The organism is Pseudomonas sp. NUPR-001 (assembly GCF_052147955.1).
In the GTDB taxonomy this organism is placed as follows: domain Bacteria; phylum Pseudomonadota; class Gammaproteobacteria; order Pseudomonadales; family Pseudomonadaceae; genus Aquipseudomonas.
Genome location: NZ_CP197353.1, coordinates 5,603,909 through 5,617,483, shown reverse-complemented (window position 1 = coordinate 5,617,483; position 13,575 = coordinate 5,603,909). Strand labels below are relative to the sequence as shown.

At 60.8% G+C, this 13,575-nt stretch carries 15 protein-coding genes; 3 read left to right on the top strand and 12 right to left on the bottom strand.

All coding sequences use genetic code 11. The features are described 5' to 3' along the window. Positions 1 to 21: 21 nt before the first annotated feature. The 5 genes from ACP6KB_RS25790 to ubiE form a co-directional block, all read right to left on the bottom strand. Positions 22 to 357: a phosphoribosyl-ATP diphosphatase gene (locus ACP6KB_RS25790; RefSeq protein ID WP_133211313.1), complete on the bottom strand. Its 336-nt coding sequence runs from the start codon at positions 355 to 357 to the stop codon at positions 22 to 24. A 1-nt stretch (position 358) separates the two neighbouring features. Then, positions 359 to 751 (bottom strand): phosphoribosyl-AMP cyclohydrolase, encoded by a 393-nt coding sequence (hisI, locus tag ACP6KB_RS25785; protein ID WP_133211315.1) that lies wholly within the window; start codon positions 749 to 751, stop codon positions 359 to 361. Between the two features lie 74 nt (positions 752 to 825). Further along, complete coding sequence (gene ubiB / locus ACP6KB_RS25780; RefSeq protein ID WP_442110403.1) at positions 826 to 2,427, bottom strand: ubiquinone biosynthesis regulatory protein kinase UbiB; 1,602 nt, start codon at positions 2,425 to 2,427, stop codon at positions 826 to 828. Next, positions 2,424 to 3,047, bottom strand: a complete 624-nt coding sequence (locus ACP6KB_RS25775) for a ubiquinone biosynthesis accessory factor UbiJ (protein ID WP_442110401.1) — start codon at positions 3,045 to 3,047, stop codon at positions 2,424 to 2,426. Before ACP6KB_RS25775 ends, ubiB begins: the two co-directional genes overlap by 4 nt. Continuing rightward, complete coding sequence (ubiE, locus tag ACP6KB_RS25770) at positions 3,047 to 3,817, bottom strand: bifunctional demethylmenaquinone methyltransferase/2-methoxy-6-polyprenyl-1,4-benzoquinol methylase UbiE (RefSeq protein WP_442110399.1); 771 nt, start codon at positions 3,815 to 3,817, stop codon at positions 3,047 to 3,049. The genes ACP6KB_RS25775 and ubiE overlap by 1 nt, the downstream gene beginning before the upstream one ends. Before the next feature lie 125 nt (positions 3,818 to 3,942). Between ubiE and ACP6KB_RS25765 the strand changes: the two genes are divergently transcribed. From ACP6KB_RS25765 to ACP6KB_RS25755, 3 genes are all read left to right on the top strand, one after another. Further along, entirely contained in the window at positions 3,943 to 4,218 is a 276-nt protein-coding gene (locus tag ACP6KB_RS25765; RefSeq protein ID WP_442110397.1) for a polyhydroxyalkanoic acid system family protein, read from the top strand. Between the two features lie 189 nt (positions 4,219 to 4,407). Further along, a complete protein-coding gene (locus ACP6KB_RS25760; RefSeq protein WP_442110395.1) occupies positions 4,408 to 4,827 on the top strand; it encodes a phasin family protein in 420 nt (139 codons plus the stop codon). A 10-nt stretch (positions 4,828 to 4,837) separates the two neighbouring features. After that, entirely contained in the window at positions 4,838 to 5,587 is a 750-nt protein-coding gene (locus tag ACP6KB_RS25755) for a phasin family protein (protein ID WP_442110393.1), read from the top strand. A 74-nt stretch (positions 5,588 to 5,661) separates the two neighbouring features. Here the strand turns inward: ACP6KB_RS25755 and ACP6KB_RS25750 are convergent, their stop codons facing one another. The 7 genes from ACP6KB_RS25750 to hslV form a co-directional block, all read right to left on the bottom strand. Beyond that, positions 5,662 to 6,276: a TetR/AcrR family transcriptional regulator gene (locus tag ACP6KB_RS25750; RefSeq protein WP_442110391.1), complete on the bottom strand. Its 615-nt coding sequence runs from the start codon at positions 6,274 to 6,276 to the stop codon at positions 5,662 to 5,664. Positions 6,277 to 6,289: 13 nt separating this feature from the next. Further along, the gene (gene phaC, locus ACP6KB_RS25745; protein WP_442110389.1) at positions 6,290 to 7,972 is read right to left on the bottom strand and encodes a class II poly(R)-hydroxyalkanoic acid synthase; all 1,683 of its coding nucleotides are present in this window, start codon (positions 7,970 to 7,972) and stop codon (positions 6,290 to 6,292) included. Positions 7,973 to 8,077: 105 nt separating this feature from the next. Continuing rightward, positions 8,078 to 8,926 carry a poly(3-hydroxyalkanoate) depolymerase gene (gene phaZ / locus ACP6KB_RS25740; RefSeq protein ID WP_442110388.1) on the bottom strand — a complete coding sequence of 283 codons (849 nt, stop codon included), beginning with the start codon at positions 8,924 to 8,926 and terminating at the stop codon, positions 8,078 to 8,080. A 62-nt stretch (positions 8,927 to 8,988) separates the two neighbouring features. Next, complete coding sequence (gene phaC / locus ACP6KB_RS25735; protein ID WP_442110386.1) at positions 8,989 to 10,668, bottom strand: class II poly(R)-hydroxyalkanoic acid synthase; 1,680 nt, start codon at positions 10,666 to 10,668, stop codon at positions 8,989 to 8,991. Between the two features lie 347 nt (positions 10,669 to 11,015). Next, on the bottom strand, positions 11,016 to 11,393 hold the full coding sequence (locus tag ACP6KB_RS25730; RefSeq protein ID WP_442110384.1) for a gamma-butyrobetaine hydroxylase-like domain-containing protein: 378 nt from the start codon (positions 11,391 to 11,393) through the stop codon (positions 11,016 to 11,018). Positions 11,394 to 11,486: 93 nt separating this feature from the next. Beyond that, complete coding sequence (hslU, locus tag ACP6KB_RS25725; protein ID WP_442110382.1) at positions 11,487 to 12,830, bottom strand: ATP-dependent protease ATPase subunit HslU; 1,344 nt, start codon at positions 12,828 to 12,830, stop codon at positions 11,487 to 11,489. Positions 12,831 to 12,907: 77 nt separating this feature from the next. Then, positions 12,908 to 13,438, bottom strand: a complete 531-nt coding sequence (hslV, locus tag ACP6KB_RS25720; protein WP_028945572.1) for an ATP-dependent protease subunit HslV — start codon at positions 13,436 to 13,438, stop codon at positions 12,908 to 12,910. Positions 13,439 to 13,575 lie beyond the last annotated feature (137 nt).

The following is a 13,575-nucleotide window of genomic DNA, read 5'->3' as shown; positions in this document are numbered from 1 at the left end:
CAATCCCTCGATTTAATTCAGTTAGGCCGATGGCTGACGTGCGGCTTTCTCGGCGTGCCCGGACAGGCCGAAGCGGCGATCCAGCTCATCCAGCACCGCTTGAGGGTGCTGGCCCAGTTGGGCGAGCATGACCAGGCTATGGAACCACAGATCGGCGGTCTCGTAGATGACATCGCTGTAATCTCCGCTGTGGGCGGCATCCTTGGCAGCAATGATGGTCTCGATCGACTCTTCGCCGAGCTTTTCCAGAATCTTGTTCAGGCCTTTATGGTAAAGGCTGGCCACGTAGGAACTGTCAGGTTCGGCGCCTTTGCGCGCTTCCAGCACTTCGGCCAGGCGGTTCAGGGTGTCGCTCATGTCAGTGTCCTGCGTGGTAAATGGCGTTAGGGTCTTTGAGGACGGGATCGACGGTCTTCCACTCGCCGTTTTCGTACACACGGTAGAAGCAGCTTTCGCGACCGGTATGGCAAGCGATATGCCCCAGTTGCTCGACCATCAGGATGATCACATCGGCGTCGCAGTCCAGGCGCATTTCATGCAGTTTTTGCACGTGCCCGGATTCTTCGCCCTTGCGCCACAGTTTGCCACGCGAGCGCGACCAATAGATGGCCCGCTGCTCGGCGGCCGTCAGGGCCAGCGACTCGCGATTCATCCAGGCCATCATCAGCACGCGCCCGGTCTTGTGGTCCTGGGCGATAGCCGGTACCAGGCCATCGCTGTTCCACTTGATCTCGTCCAGCCAGTCTTTCATGTACGACTCCAAAACTAGAGGCCCGATCCGCCTCCGACTTCTTGCGCTAGTGTGCCAGTCGGCGGCCCGGCTGGCTATCGACGCACGATCAGGTACAGGCCTGCGGCGAGCATCAGCCAGGCCGGCCAGGCCGCCGGGGCACTGAGGCTGACCGCACCGGCGGCAAGGGTGGCGCCACCGCCGAGCAGGCCGGCACCGAGCAGACGCAAGGCCCAGCCATCGACGTTCTTCTGGCCAGAGGCTTCGGCCTGGTGCGGTTGCGACATGCGCTCCAGCAGGTCACGGGTCATGCCGGCCAGGTGTGGGATCTGCTCAACCTGGCCATGCAGGTTCTGCAGCAGGGTCTTGGGGCTGACTCGCTCGCGCATCCAGCGCTCCAGGAACGGCTGGGCGGTGCTCCACAGGTCCAGTTCGGGGTACAGCTGACGGCCCAGGCCTTCGATGTTAAGCAGGGTTTTTTGCAGCAACACCAGCTGTGGCTGCACTTCCATGTTGAAGCGCCGCGCCGTCTGGAACAGGCGCATCAGTACCTGGCCGAAAGAAATATCTTTTAACGGTTTTTCGAAGATCGGCTCACAAACGGTACGGATCGCCGCTTCGAACTCGTTGAGTTTGGTATGCGCCGGGACCCAGCCCGAGTCGATGTGCAGCTGTGCCACGCGGCGGTAGTCGCGTTTGAAGAAGGCAAACAGGTTGCGCGCCAGGTAGTCCTGGTCTTCCGGCGTCAGGCTGCCGACGATACCGCAGTCGATCGCAATGTACTGCGGGCTCCACGGTTTGACGGTGCTGACGAAAATATTGCCCGGGTGCATGTCGGCATGGAAGAAACTGTCGCGGAACACCTGGGTGAAGAAGATCTCCACACCGCGTTCGGCCAGCAGTTTCATGTCGGTGCGCTGGTCGGCGAGGGTTGCCAGGTCGGTCACCTGAATGCCGTAGATGCGCTCCATTACCAGCACCTTGGGGCGGCACCAGTCCCAGTACACCTGGGGCACGTACATCATCTCCGAGCCTTCGAAGTTGCGCTTGAGCTGGCTGGCGTTGGCCGCCTCGCGCAGCAAGTCGAGTTCGTCGTAGATGGTTTTCTCGTAATCGCTGACCACTTCTACCGGGTGCAGCAGACGGGCATCGGCCGACACCCGCTCGGCGCCGCGGGCGATCAGGAACAGCCAGGCCAGGTCTTGGGCGATGATCGGCTTGAGGCCAGGGCGCACGACCTTGACCACCACCTCTTCGCCACTCTTGAGCTTGGCCGCATGCACCTGAGCGACCGAGGCCGAGGCCAGTGGCTCGACGTCGAAGCGGCTGAACACCTCGCTGATCTTCGCCCCGAGCTGTTCTTCGATCATCGCCACGGCTTTTTGCGGGTCGAACGGCGGTACGCGGTCTTGCAGCAGCATCAGCTCGTCGGCGATGTCTTCAGGCAGCAGATCGCGGCGGGTTGACAGCAATTGGCCGAACTTGATGAAAATCGGCCCAAGATCCTGCAGGGCCAGGCGCAACCGCGCGCCACGGCTGAGGTCCAGCGGTTTGCGTGGCAGCCAGCGCCAGGGCATCACGTGCCGTAAGGCCATCAGCCACCAGGGCAGGGGCAGGTCGAACAGCAGGTCATCGAGGCGGTAGCGGATGACCACGCGCTGGATGCGAAACAGACGGCGGACGGCAAGCAGCTTCATGCGTTATCGCTGGTATCAAGGGATCGGGCAAGGCGCTCAATGCGCGCCTCGAGGCGTTCGATATCGACTTTCAAGGTGTCGAGTTCACTGAAGCGGGCTTCAGCTTCGCGTTGACCGACCAGGGTACGGGCTTCTTCGGCCAGGTACTCAGAGAGGTTCTGGCTGATCGCGGCCAGGCCCTGGCGCGTCCAGCTGGCGCGGCTGCGCAGGTGACCGCTGAGCAGTTGCGTGGCCACCGGGCCAAGCCAGCGCGAGACTTCGTACTCCCAGTCCAGCTCCAGGTCCTGAAGCACGGCGACCAGGTCCAGCAGCGCGGCGCTGTCGCCTTCGAGCTCAACCTGCGGGCTGTGCAGCACGGCGCTCTTGTCCTGGCTCAGGGCCAAACGCAGCAGGCTGCTGGCAGGAGCGCGCAAGGTGCAGTCGGGCGCATTGGCCCAGTGCGAGGCAAGCATCAAGCCTTCATCACTGGGCAGAATGAACACCTGCATTGCCGGCTGGCGACAGTCGATGGCAATCACTTTGCCATCGAGCGACGCCAGGCGCGGCAGCGCAGTGCTGTCCAGGCGCAAGACACGGTTCAAACCGTGCTCGACGCTGGCAAGTACGCCGGCCAGGAGCATCAGGGCTTGATACCGCGGTGCAAGGCGACGATGCCGCTGGTCATGTTGTGGTAGGTCACACGGTCGAAACCGGCATCGACCATCATGGCCTTGAGGGTTTCCTGGTCAGGGTGCATGCGGATCGATTCGGCCAGGTAACGGTAGCTTTCCGAGTCGTTGGTGATCAGCTTGCCGGCCAGCGGCATGAAGGCGAACGAATAGGCATCGTAGACCTTGGACATCAGCTTGCTGGTCGGCTTGGAGAATTCCAGCACCAGCAGGCGGCCGCCGGGCTTGAGCACCCGCAGCATTGAGCGGATGGCTTCGTCTTTGTGCGTGACGTTGCGCAGGCCGAAGGCGATGGTGACGCAATCGAAGTGGTTGTCCGGGAACGGCAGCTTCTCGGCATCGGCCTGGACGAATTCAATGTTGCCAGCCACGCCACGGTCGAGCAGGCGGTCGCGACCGACTTTGAGCATCGACTCGTTGATGTCGGCCAGCACTACCTGGCCGGTTGGGCCGACCAGGTGGGAAAACTTGGCGGCCAGATCGCCAGTACCGCCGGCGATGTCGAGCACACGGTTGCCGCTGCGCACGCCAGACAGCTCGATGGTGAAACGCTTCCACAAGCGGTGCATACCGCCGGAAAGCACATCGTTCATCAAGTCGTATTTGGCTGCTACCGAATGGAAAACCTCAGCGACTTTCTCTGCTTTCTGGCTTTCCGGCACGTTCTGGTAACCGAAATGGGTGGTGGGTTCGGCGTGGTCGCCTTTGCGCTGGTCGTTCATATCGCTTCACCGGAAAAAATTACTGGCCATTCTAGGGCGTACGGTCGGATTTGTCTTGGCGGGGTGTGTCGCAGGTCAGGGCGCGGGCATAATAGAAGTATGCCTCTGAACTCAGGATTGAATGAATGACCCAGATCAGCGTTGAGCGCAAACACAGCCTGGGCCGCGAAGCGGCGCGGGAAAAGGCCCAGGCTCTGGTCGACAAGCTGGCGCGTGAGTACGACCTCAGCGCCCGTTGGAACGGTGACCGTGTCGAGGTCAAACGCAGTGGTGCCTCGGGCAGCGTGCAGATCGGTGAAGACACCATCAAGGTCGAACTGAAGCTCGGCATGATGCTGTCGATGATGGGCGCAACCATCAAGAGCGAGATCGAGCGAGCGCTCGACAAAGCACTGACTTGAAACACCCGGTAGGAGCGGGCTTGCCCCGCGATAGCGATATGTCTGACACACCGATATCGCGGGGCAAGCCCGCTCCTACCGAAAATTTCCCTCCTTAGGGTGAGGATTCTAATTTTTCTCCCTACCTTATGCTCAAGCCCAGCTTCCATGGGCAGTTCCTCCATATCTTTCGAGCGTGAGGTGCAGAGCATGGCAAAAGTGATTCTGAAGAAAAAAGACGACGCCCAGAGCACGCTGGGTGAAGTGCGCGGCTACGCGCGCAAAATTTGGCTGGCGGGTCTGGGTGCTTATGCCCGGGTTGGTCAGGAAGGTGCTGACTACCTGAAAGAGCTGGTCAAGGCTGGCGAGACGGTCGAGAAGCGTGGCAAGAAACGCATCGACCATGAGCTCGATGCCGCCAACAGCCAGATCGATTCGGTCAAGGGTGAGATCAGCAGCGTCAAAGGCAAGGTCGAAGTTCAGCTCGATAAAATCGAAAAGGCTTTCGACTCACGGGTTGCCAGCGCCTTGAATCGCATCGGTATTCCGTCTAAACATGACGTGGAGACACTCTCTGTCAAGCTCGACGAGCTGACGGCATTGCTTGAACGTGTCGCACGTAAACAATAAGGAGAGCGGGATGGCTGGCAAGAAGAATAGCGAAAAAGAAGGCAGCTCCTGGGTCGGTGGGGTCGAGAAGTACTCCCGCAAGATCTGGCTGGCTGGCTTGGGTATCTACTCCAAGATCGATCAGGACGGCAGCAAGCTGTTCGAGTCGCTGGTCAAAGATGGCGAGAAGGCTGAAAAACAGGCCAAGAGTTCTGTCGATGCGGCCAAGACGTCGGCCAAGTCGGCCACCTCTCGGGTGGGCGATGTGAAAGACCGCGCGCTGGGCAAATGGAGCGAGCTCGAAGAGGCTTTCGACAAGCGCCTGAACAGTGCGATCTCGCGTCTGGGCGTGCCTAGCCGCAATGAAGTCAAGGCACTGCACCAGCAGGTCGATACCCTGACCAAGCAGATCGAGAAACTGACCGGCGCTTCGGTCAAGTCGGTCTCCAGCAAACCGGCAGCGAGCAAAACTGCAGCCAAGCCACTGGCCAAGGCCGCGCCGAAAGCGGCGGCCAAGCCTGCAGCGAAAACCGCGGCAGCCAAACCAGCGGCAAAACCTGCAGCCAAGCCAGCCGCCAAAGCCGCAGCGAAACCGGCAGCAGCCAAGCCGGCAGCGGCGAAAAAGCCTGCAGTGAAAAAAGCGCCGGCCAAACCTGCCGCCGCCAAACCAGCAGCACCTGCTGCCAGTGCAGCACCGGCAGCTACCGCAGCGCCTGTCGTAACGGCAGCACCTGTCGCGCCGGCACCGTCGGCAGCCGTAAGCCCGATCAGTCAGAACTGATCTGGGCTTTATCGCGGGGCAAGCCCGCTCCCACAGTGGTATTCGCTGGGAGCGGGCTTGCCCCGCGATGCTTTTCAGCCATCCAGATACCGCAGTGCTAGCTGTTCAGCCGCATGCCGCGAGCCGTTTTCCAGATGCGGCGCCACCAGCATCATCACCTGATACACCACCACACCGACCTCGCCATCACGGGCCAGCACACGCTGGTAATCCAGTGAGAACAGCAGCGTCAGGGTGATCTGTTCCACCAGCTGTCCCAGCGCGCGTGTGTCGCTGACCACCTGGCCTTGTGCTTTGAGGCTGGCAAGCAGTGCTGCAAGGGTGCGCTTGAGGGCATTGAGCAGGTTACGCATGCCGCGAGCCAGCTTGGGTAGGCGGCCAGTAAGGTTCGACAGGTCCTGGAACAGGAAACGGTACTGGGCCATGCGCTCGACGATCAGGTGCAGGAACAGCCAATAGTCCTCGGCATCCAGGCGCACCTCCAGCGGCGGGTCGAGCAGGGGTGTCAGTTCGTCTTCGAAACGCTCGAACAAACCCAGCACCAACGGCTCCTTGCCATGGAAGTGGTAGTACAGGTTGCCCGGGCTGATCCCCATCTCATTGGCGATCTCCAGGGTCGAGACATTCGGTTCGCCCTGCTGGTTGAACAGCTGCAGGGCACACTCGAGAATTCGGTCGCGGGTTTTCATCCGTTCTACTTGTTCAGCGCGCCTGGACATAGGTTCCGGGTGCGGGGTCCATGGGAGGGTAGTTCTGGTTACCCAGGGTCATCAGGGTTTCGCGTTGGGCGCCAGAGCGCGCCTGTATCCATTCCAGCCACTGCGGCCACCAACTGCCTTCAATCTGCTTGGCGTCGTAGAACCAGGCCCGTGGATCACTGCTCAGGCGCGGGTTGTCGGCGTAGTTGGCCTTGGGGTTTCCCGGCGGGTTGAGGATGCTTTGCACATGGCCACTGTTGGCCAGGACGAAGCGTTTTTCGCCGCCCAGCAGCAAGGTCGAGCGGTACACCGCATCCCACGGGGTGATGTGGTCGTTGCTGCCAGCAACGCTGAAGCTGTCGACGTTGACCTTCTGTAAATCGATCGGGGTGCCACAGACCTCCAGGCCAGCGGCGTGGGTCAGCGGGTTGTGCTTAAAGAAGTCCAGCAGGTCGCCGTGCAAGGCGGCGGGCAGGCGGGTGTTGTCGTTGTTCCAGTAGAGAATGTCGAAGGCCGGCGGTGCTTTGCCCAGCAGGTAGTTATTGACGAAGTAGTTCCAGATCAGGTCGTTGGGGCGCATCCAGGCGAAGACCTTGGCGATCTCCCGGCCATCGAGTACACCCTGTTGATAGGAGCGGCGCTTGGCTGCTTCCAGGGTCTGCTCGTCGGCGAACAGGCTGGCGGGGCTGTCGATCTGGCTGTCGAGCAGGCTCACCAGGTACGTGGCGCTGCTGACCCTGCGCAACTGCCGCTTGGCCTGCAGGTGACCTTGCAGGGCCGCCATGGTCAGGCCGCCGGCGCAGGCGCCGATCAGGTTGACTTCGCGGCTGCCGGTGATTGCCCGGCACACATTCATGGCCTCTTCGAGTGCCTCGACGTAACTCGACAAGCCCCACTCACGATGCCGCGGGTCGGGGTTACGCCAGCTGATCATGAAGGTCTGCAGGCCATTTTTGAGCATGTACTGCACAAAGCTGTTGGCCGGGCTCAAGTCGAAGATATAGAACTTGTTGATTTGCGGCGGAACCACCAGCACTGGCCGGGCGTACTGTTTTTCGCTCATTGGCTTGTACTGGATCAGTTCCAGCAGTTCATTGCGAAACACCACCGCGCCGGGGGTGGTGGCCAGGTTGCGGCCCACTTCGAACGCCTCGGGATTGACCTGGCGCGGCAAGCCATCGTTATGACGCAGGTCGTCGAGCAGATGGTTGAGGCCGCGCACCAGGCTCAGGCCACCGGAGTTGAAGAGCTCTTTGACGGCGGCCGGGTTGAGCAAGGAATTAGTCGGAGCCATCGCATCGTTGAGCAAGGCGAAGATGAAATGTGCGCGGGCACGGTCATCGGCGTCCAGCTGGCTTTCATCAATCCATTTGCGGGTTTGCTTCTGCCAGGCCAGATATGCTTGCAGGCCACGGCTGTAAAAGGGGTTGAGCTGCCAGGCCGGGTCATTGAAGCGATTGTCGCGTGGGCTTGGCTGGTGCGGGGTGTCGCCGAGCAGCACCCGGCCCAACTGGTTGCCCAGGGCGAGCATATGTTTGGCCGTGTGCAACGGATGGCGCAGGCTGTGGCGGCTGACATTGCGCAACGTCGACAGCAGGTCGCGACCACGCAGGCCGGTGATTGCGTTCTGCACGTTCATGTACGAAGCGGGGACCGGTACCGACCCCTTCGCGGGTTTGTCTTTCATCAGGCAACACTCCGTCGTCAGGCCATCAACTAACAGATCAATGCAAGAGCGACACCAATCTCATGTCGCGGGCGTCTTGCCACAGACTCAAGTGGACGCAACGCCTCAGGTAGGTGCTGGGCGAGGGTGCATAACGGCACGTTGGCGCTCTTGCTGGAGAAACTTCATGATGATTGGAGCAACGGCTTCGGCCCGGGTGATCAGGAACAAATGACCGTCGTCGATTATGTGTAGCTGGGCATTGGGAATGCGCCAGGCCAACAGGCGCATATTGATCAGCGGGATCAACGGATCATCGTCTCCGGCCAGCACCAGGGTCGGCTGCTGGATTTTGTGCAGCCAATGGATGCTGGTCCAGCCGAGGCCGGCAAATAGCTGCCAGTAGTACCCGAGCTTGCCCGAGGAACGCACCTTGGCGGCATGCGCCATTGCCAGGTCCGGGTCGCGGCGAAAGGCTCCGCCATAGATCTGCGGAGCGATGCGAATCACATGGGACGGTTGGACATAGCGCCGTGGGCTTGCCATCAGCATCAGCACTTTGGGCTTGCCCGGCACCATCACCGCACCTGCGGCGGTGGCGGCCAGTACCAGTTTTTTGCAGCGCTCGGGGTAGTCATGAGCGAACTGCTGGGCCAGTGCACCGCCCCACGACACACCAATGGCATTGACCTGGCCGTAGTCGAGGTAATCGAGCATGCGTGCAGTGAGCTTGGCCAGCCCGGGGAAACGGTAGGGGCGCTTGGGCGTGGATGAGCCGCCGACCCCGGGAACATCGAAGGCGATCACCTCCAGGTCAGGGTCAAGCGCCTGAATGAACGGAAACACCAGCTCCAGGTTGGCGCCAATGCCGTTGAAAATCAGCAATGGCGTCAAGTGCGGCTTGCCGGGGCGAACTGCGGTACGGATGCTTTGGCCATCCAGGTCGACAGTTCTGAAGATATACGGTTGCGGCATGCGCGAGGCCCTGTAGTGGATGAGTCGCCGAGGCCAGCCTGTGGCCCCGGCGGCCGTTGTGATCAGCGCTCGTGTACGTAAGTCCCCGGTGCCGCCTCGCCAGCGGCGTAGGCCCTATTGCCCAGGCGCGTGGGCGCTTTTTTCAGCTCACCGGAACGCGTGGCCAGCCAGTTCTGCCAGTGCAGCCACCAGGAGTCGGTGTGCTTGTGCGCATTCTCTTGCCAGTCAGTGGCCTGAGGCGGCAGTTCGCTACCGGTCATGTAGCGCGCCTTGGGGTTGCCCGGAGGGTTGAGGATGCTCTGGATGTGCCCGCTGTTGGACAGTACGAACTCGATATTGCCGCCGAACAACTGGGCCGAGCGGTAGCAGGCCTGCCACGGTGTGATGTGATCGGTGGTACCTGCCAGGCTGTAGATATCAGCGGTGACTTTCTTCAGATCGATCGGCGTTCCGCACACTTCCAGTGCATCGGGGCGGGTCAGTGGATTACTTTTGAACAATTCGATCAGGTCGCCGTGGAAGGCGGCCGGCAAACGCGTGGTGTCGTTGTTCCAGAACAGGATGTCGAAGACCGGCGGCTCGTTACCCAGCAGGTAGTTGTTGACCCAATAGTTCCAGATCAGGTCGTTGGGCCGCATCCAGGCGAACACCTTGGCCATGTCCTTGCCTTCAAGCACACCGGCTTGATAGGACTGGCGCTTGGCCGATTCGAGGGTCTGCTCGTCGACAAACAGCGCAACCTGGGTGTCGAGTGTGGTGTCGAGCACGCTGACCAGCAGGGTCAGGGCGTTGACCTTGTTCTCGCCCAGTGCGGCGTAGTGCCCGAGCAAAGCGGTGCAGGTGATCCCGCCTGAGCAGGCGCCCAGCATGTTCAGGTCTTTGCTGCCGGTGATGGCGAGAATGACGTCGACCGTTTCCTTGAGGGCATCGATGTAGGTCGACAGCCCCCATTCGCGCTGGGCCTTGGTCGGGTTGCGCCAGCTGACGATGAAGGTTTGCACGTTGGAGCGCAGGCAGAAACGCGCCAGGCTCTTTTCCGGGCTGAGGTCGAAGACGTAGAACTTGTTGATCTGCGGTGGCACCACCAGCAGTGGGCGGGCATGCACCTGTTCGGTGATCGGTTTGTACTGGATCAGCTCCAGCACGTCATTGCGATACACCACGGCGCCTTCACTGGTGCCCAGGTTCTTGCCGACCTCGAAGGCCTCCATGTTCACCTGGCTGGGCATGCCGCCATTGTTGACCATGTCCTTGGCCAGGTTCGACAGGCCGTCGAGCAGGCTTTTGCCACCGGTTTCGAAGAAGCGTTTGACCGCAGCCGGGTTGGCGGCGGTATTGGTCGGCGCCATGGCCTCGGTCATCAGGTTGATGACGAAGTGACCGCGACTGATGTCCTGGTCTGACAGGTTGCTGGTGTCGATCCATTCGTGCAGTTCTTTACGCCAGGCAAGGTAGGTTTGCAGGTAGCGGCGATAAAGAGGGTTCTGGCTCCAGGCCGGATCATTGAAGCGACGGTCGTCGTTCTCCGGTTGCAGTGCCGACTTGCCGAAAATGACGTTCTTCAGCTCAAGGCCGAAATGTGCGACATGCTTGGCGCTGTGCAGCGGCTGGCGAATAGCCTGGCCCAGCACCATGCGCGCAGAAGTCAGCAAATCCTTGCGGCGCAAACCGATCACCGGGTTCAGGCCCAGTGTGTTCTCCGAGGCTTGGCGCTGCAGGTCATCGTTGTTCTTGTTACTCATCTACGACGCTCCGTTGTCCTGAGACGAGTACCGGTGTGCTGTGCGCGTAACACAGACGAGGTCCGGTACTGCTGCTCGGGTGACCAGTGATATCGAACTACGGTCCTGCGGCCGGATGCAAACGACGATGAGCCCTGCGGGTTTGTTCTGCTTGAGAAGACTGCCTGCTTTCGCTCGCGACACCTGCGTACCGGCCCGACCCTGCGTCAAAAGGATGCAGGGAACTTGCCAGATCTATTGGTTACCCGACTTTCGAGTGCTGCGCAAGACGGCCATCCATTGGCCGTTACGCAGGCATTCAAGCAAATAGAATTAGAAAATGCGCTCTAAATCCTGGGAGGCCCGAACTAGAGCATCAGCTTGACTACAGACTCGGAAGGGTCGCGGGATTTTCCGGCCTTTTCCAGCTCCTGCAGGTAGTCTTCCCACAGAGATTGCTGACGCAGGCACAGTTGCTCCAGGTACTCCCAAGTGAACAGGCCGCTGTCGTGGCCGTCATCGAAGGTCAGCTTGAGTGCGTACTGGCCGGCCGCTTCGATCTGTGTGAGACCGACGCCCAGTTTGCCAAATTGCAGGATGGGATTGCCGTGGCCCTGAACCTCGGCGGAAGGGGAGTGCACACGCAGGAATTCCGCGGGCAGGTGGTACACCTCATCAGGTCCGTAGGTCAGCGACAGGGTCTTGGAGGCTTTGTGCAGGTTGATACCGGTAGGAATTCGGGGCATGGCTAAATTGCTCTTGGGCTATAAGCTGCAAGCTACAAGCTGCAAGACACCGGTGTCCAGCTTGAAACTTGCAGCTTAAAGCTTGCAGCTCAGTTACAGAATATAGCGCGACAGGTCTTCGTTCTGCGCCAGTTCGCCGAGGTGGCTGTTGACGTACTCGGCGTCGATACGGATCGGCGCTTCGTTGTGGGCGCTGGCCAGGTCACCGGCGCTGAACGACACCTCTTCGAGCAGACGCTCGAGCAAGGTGTGCAGGCGACGGGCACCGATGTTCTCGGTTTTTTCGTTGACCTGCCAGGCGATCTCAGCCAGGCGCTTGATACCTTCAGGCGCGAACTCGATGTGCAGGCCTTCGGTCTTGAGCAGCTCGCGGTATTGCTCGGTCAGCGAGGCGTGCGGCTCGCTGAGGATGCGCTCGAAGTCTTCCGGGCTCAGGGCCTTGAGTTCAACGCGGATCGGCAGACGGCCTTGCAGCTCAGGCACCAGGTCGCTTGGCTTGCTCAGGTGGAAGGCACCGGAGGCGATGAACAGGATGTGGTCAGTCTTGACCATGCCCAGCTTGGTGTTCACCGTGCAGCCTTCGATCAGCGGCAGCAGGTCGCGCTGTACGCCTTCACGCGAAACGTCGGCGCCGCCCACGTTGCCACGCTTGGCCACCTTGTCGATTTCGTCGATGAACACAATGCCGTGCTGCTCGACCGCTTCCAGGGCCTTGGCTTTGAGTTCGTCTTCGTTGACCAGGCGGCTGGCTTCTTCGTCACGCACCATTTTCAGTGCTTCTTTGACCTTCAGCTTGCGGCTCTTGCGCTTACCCTTGCCCATGTTGGCAAACAGGTTCTGCAGCTGGTTGGTCATCTCTTCCATGCCAGGCGGCGCGGAAATGTCGACGCCCATGGCTTCGGCCACTTCGATCTCGATTTCCTTGTCGTCCAGCTGGCCTTCGCGCAGACGTTTGCGGAACAGCTGGCGGGTGTTGGAATCGCTGCTGGTCTGTGCGGCTTCTTCAGCGAAGCTGCTGACCCGTGCTTGCGGCAGCAGGGCGTCGAGGATGCGCTCTTCGGCAGCGTCTTCGGCGCGGTGGCCGACACGGATGATTTCCTGTTCGCGGAGCATCTTGATGGCGGCATCGGCCAGATCACGGATGATCGACTCGACGTCACGGCCAACGTAGCCGACTTCGGTGAACTTGGTCGCTTCGACCTTGATGAACGGCGCATTGGCCAACTTGGCCAGACGACGGGCGATTTCGGTTTTGCCGACGCCGGTCGGGCCGATCATCAGAATGTTCTTGGGGGTGACTTCAACGCGCAGCTCGGCAGGCAGCTGCATGCGCCGCCAGCGGTTACGCAGGGCAATGGCGACGGCGCGCTTGGCGTCGTCCTGGCCAATGATGTGGCGGTTGAGTTCGTGGACGATTTCGCGGGGGGTCATGGACATGGTAGTGATGGTCCTTGGGCTCGATAAGTCAGCGTGGAAAAGCCTGGCCACCGGGGCCAGGCGCCAGAACAGCTGACTTACTCGGCCAGGTCCTGCTCCTCGATAGTCAGGTTGTGGTTGGTGAACACACAGATGTCACCGGCGATGTTCAGGGCGGTCTCGGCAATTTCACGCGCCGAGAGGTCGGTTTTTTGCAGCAGGGCGCGGGCCGCAGCCTGGGCATAGGCGCCACCGGAACCCATGGCAATCAGGCCGTCTTCGGGTTCGACCACGTCACCGTTGCCGGTGATGATCAGCGAAGCGTCCTTGTTGGCGACCGCCAGCATGGCTTCCAGGCGGCTCAGGGAGCGATCGGTACGCCATTCTTTGGCCAGCTCGACGGCGGCACGGATCAGGTGGCCCTGGTGCTTTTCCAGCTGGCCTTCAAAACGTTCGAACAGGGTGAATGCGTCGGCGGTGGCACCGGCGAAACCAGCGATGACCTGACCGTGGTACAGACGGCGAACCTTTTTGGCGTTGCCTTTCATCACGGTATTGCCGAGAGAAACCTGGCCGTCGCCGCCCATGACGACTTTGCCGTGGCGGCGAACTGAAACGATAGTGGTCAAGGGAGAGTCTCCACGCAGCGGGGCGAAAATGCCGATGCAGACTCATATGGGGGTGCAGGGAAGGATTTCAACCTTGGGGGATGAGCGGTTGAATGCATCGCGGGGCAAGCCCGCTCCTACGGTAAGCGGTAGGAGCG

Bases quoted from the DNA above. Each gene is read 5' to 3' on its own strand.
- ACP6KB_RS25790 (WP_133211313.1), bottom strand. From the start codon at position 357: ATGAGCGACACCCTGAACCGCCTGGCCGAAGTGCTGGAAGCGCGCAAA.
- ACP6KB_RS25765 (WP_442110397.1), top strand. From the start codon at position 3,943: ATGACCCAGATCAGCGTTGAGCGCAAACACAGCCTGGGCCGCGAAGCG.
- hslU (WP_442110382.1), bottom strand. From the start codon at position 12,830: ATGTCCATGACCCCCCGCGAAATCGTCCACGAACTCAACCGCCACATC.
- ubiB (WP_442110403.1), bottom strand. From the start codon at position 2,427: ATGAAGCTGCTTGCCGTCCGCCGTCTGTTTCGCATCCAGCGCGTGGTC.
- ACP6KB_RS25730 (WP_442110384.1), bottom strand. From the start codon at position 11,393: ATGCCCCGAATTCCTACCGGTATCAACCTGCACAAAGCCTCCAAGACC.
- phaC (WP_442110386.1), bottom strand. From the start codon at position 10,668: ATGAGTAACAAGAACAACGATGACCTGCAGCGCCAAGCCTCGGAGAAC.
- ACP6KB_RS25760 (WP_442110395.1), top strand. From the start codon at position 4,408: ATGGCAAAAGTGATTCTGAAGAAAAAAGACGACGCCCAGAGCACGCTG.
- hisI (WP_133211315.1), bottom strand. From the start codon at position 751: ATGAAAGACTGGCTGGACGAGATCAAGTGGAACAGCGATGGCCTGGTA.
- phaZ (WP_442110388.1), bottom strand. From the start codon at position 8,926: ATGCCGCAACCGTATATCTTCAGAACTGTCGACCTGGATGGCCAAAGC.
- ACP6KB_RS25750 (WP_442110391.1), bottom strand. From the start codon at position 6,276: ATGAAAACCCGCGACCGAATTCTCGAGTGTGCCCTGCAGCTGTTCAAC.
- ubiE (WP_442110399.1), bottom strand. From the start codon at position 3,817: ATGAACGACCAGCGCAAAGGCGACCACGCCGAACCCACCACCCATTTC.
- phaC (WP_442110389.1), bottom strand. From the start codon at position 7,972: ATGAAAGACAAACCCGCGAAGGGGTCGGTACCGGTCCCCGCTTCGTAC.
- ACP6KB_RS25755 (WP_442110393.1), top strand. From the start codon at position 4,838: ATGGCTGGCAAGAAGAATAGCGAAAAAGAAGGCAGCTCCTGGGTCGGT.
- ACP6KB_RS25775 (WP_442110401.1), bottom strand. From the start codon at position 3,047: ATGCTCCTGGCCGGCGTACTTGCCAGCGTCGAGCACGGTTTGAACCGT.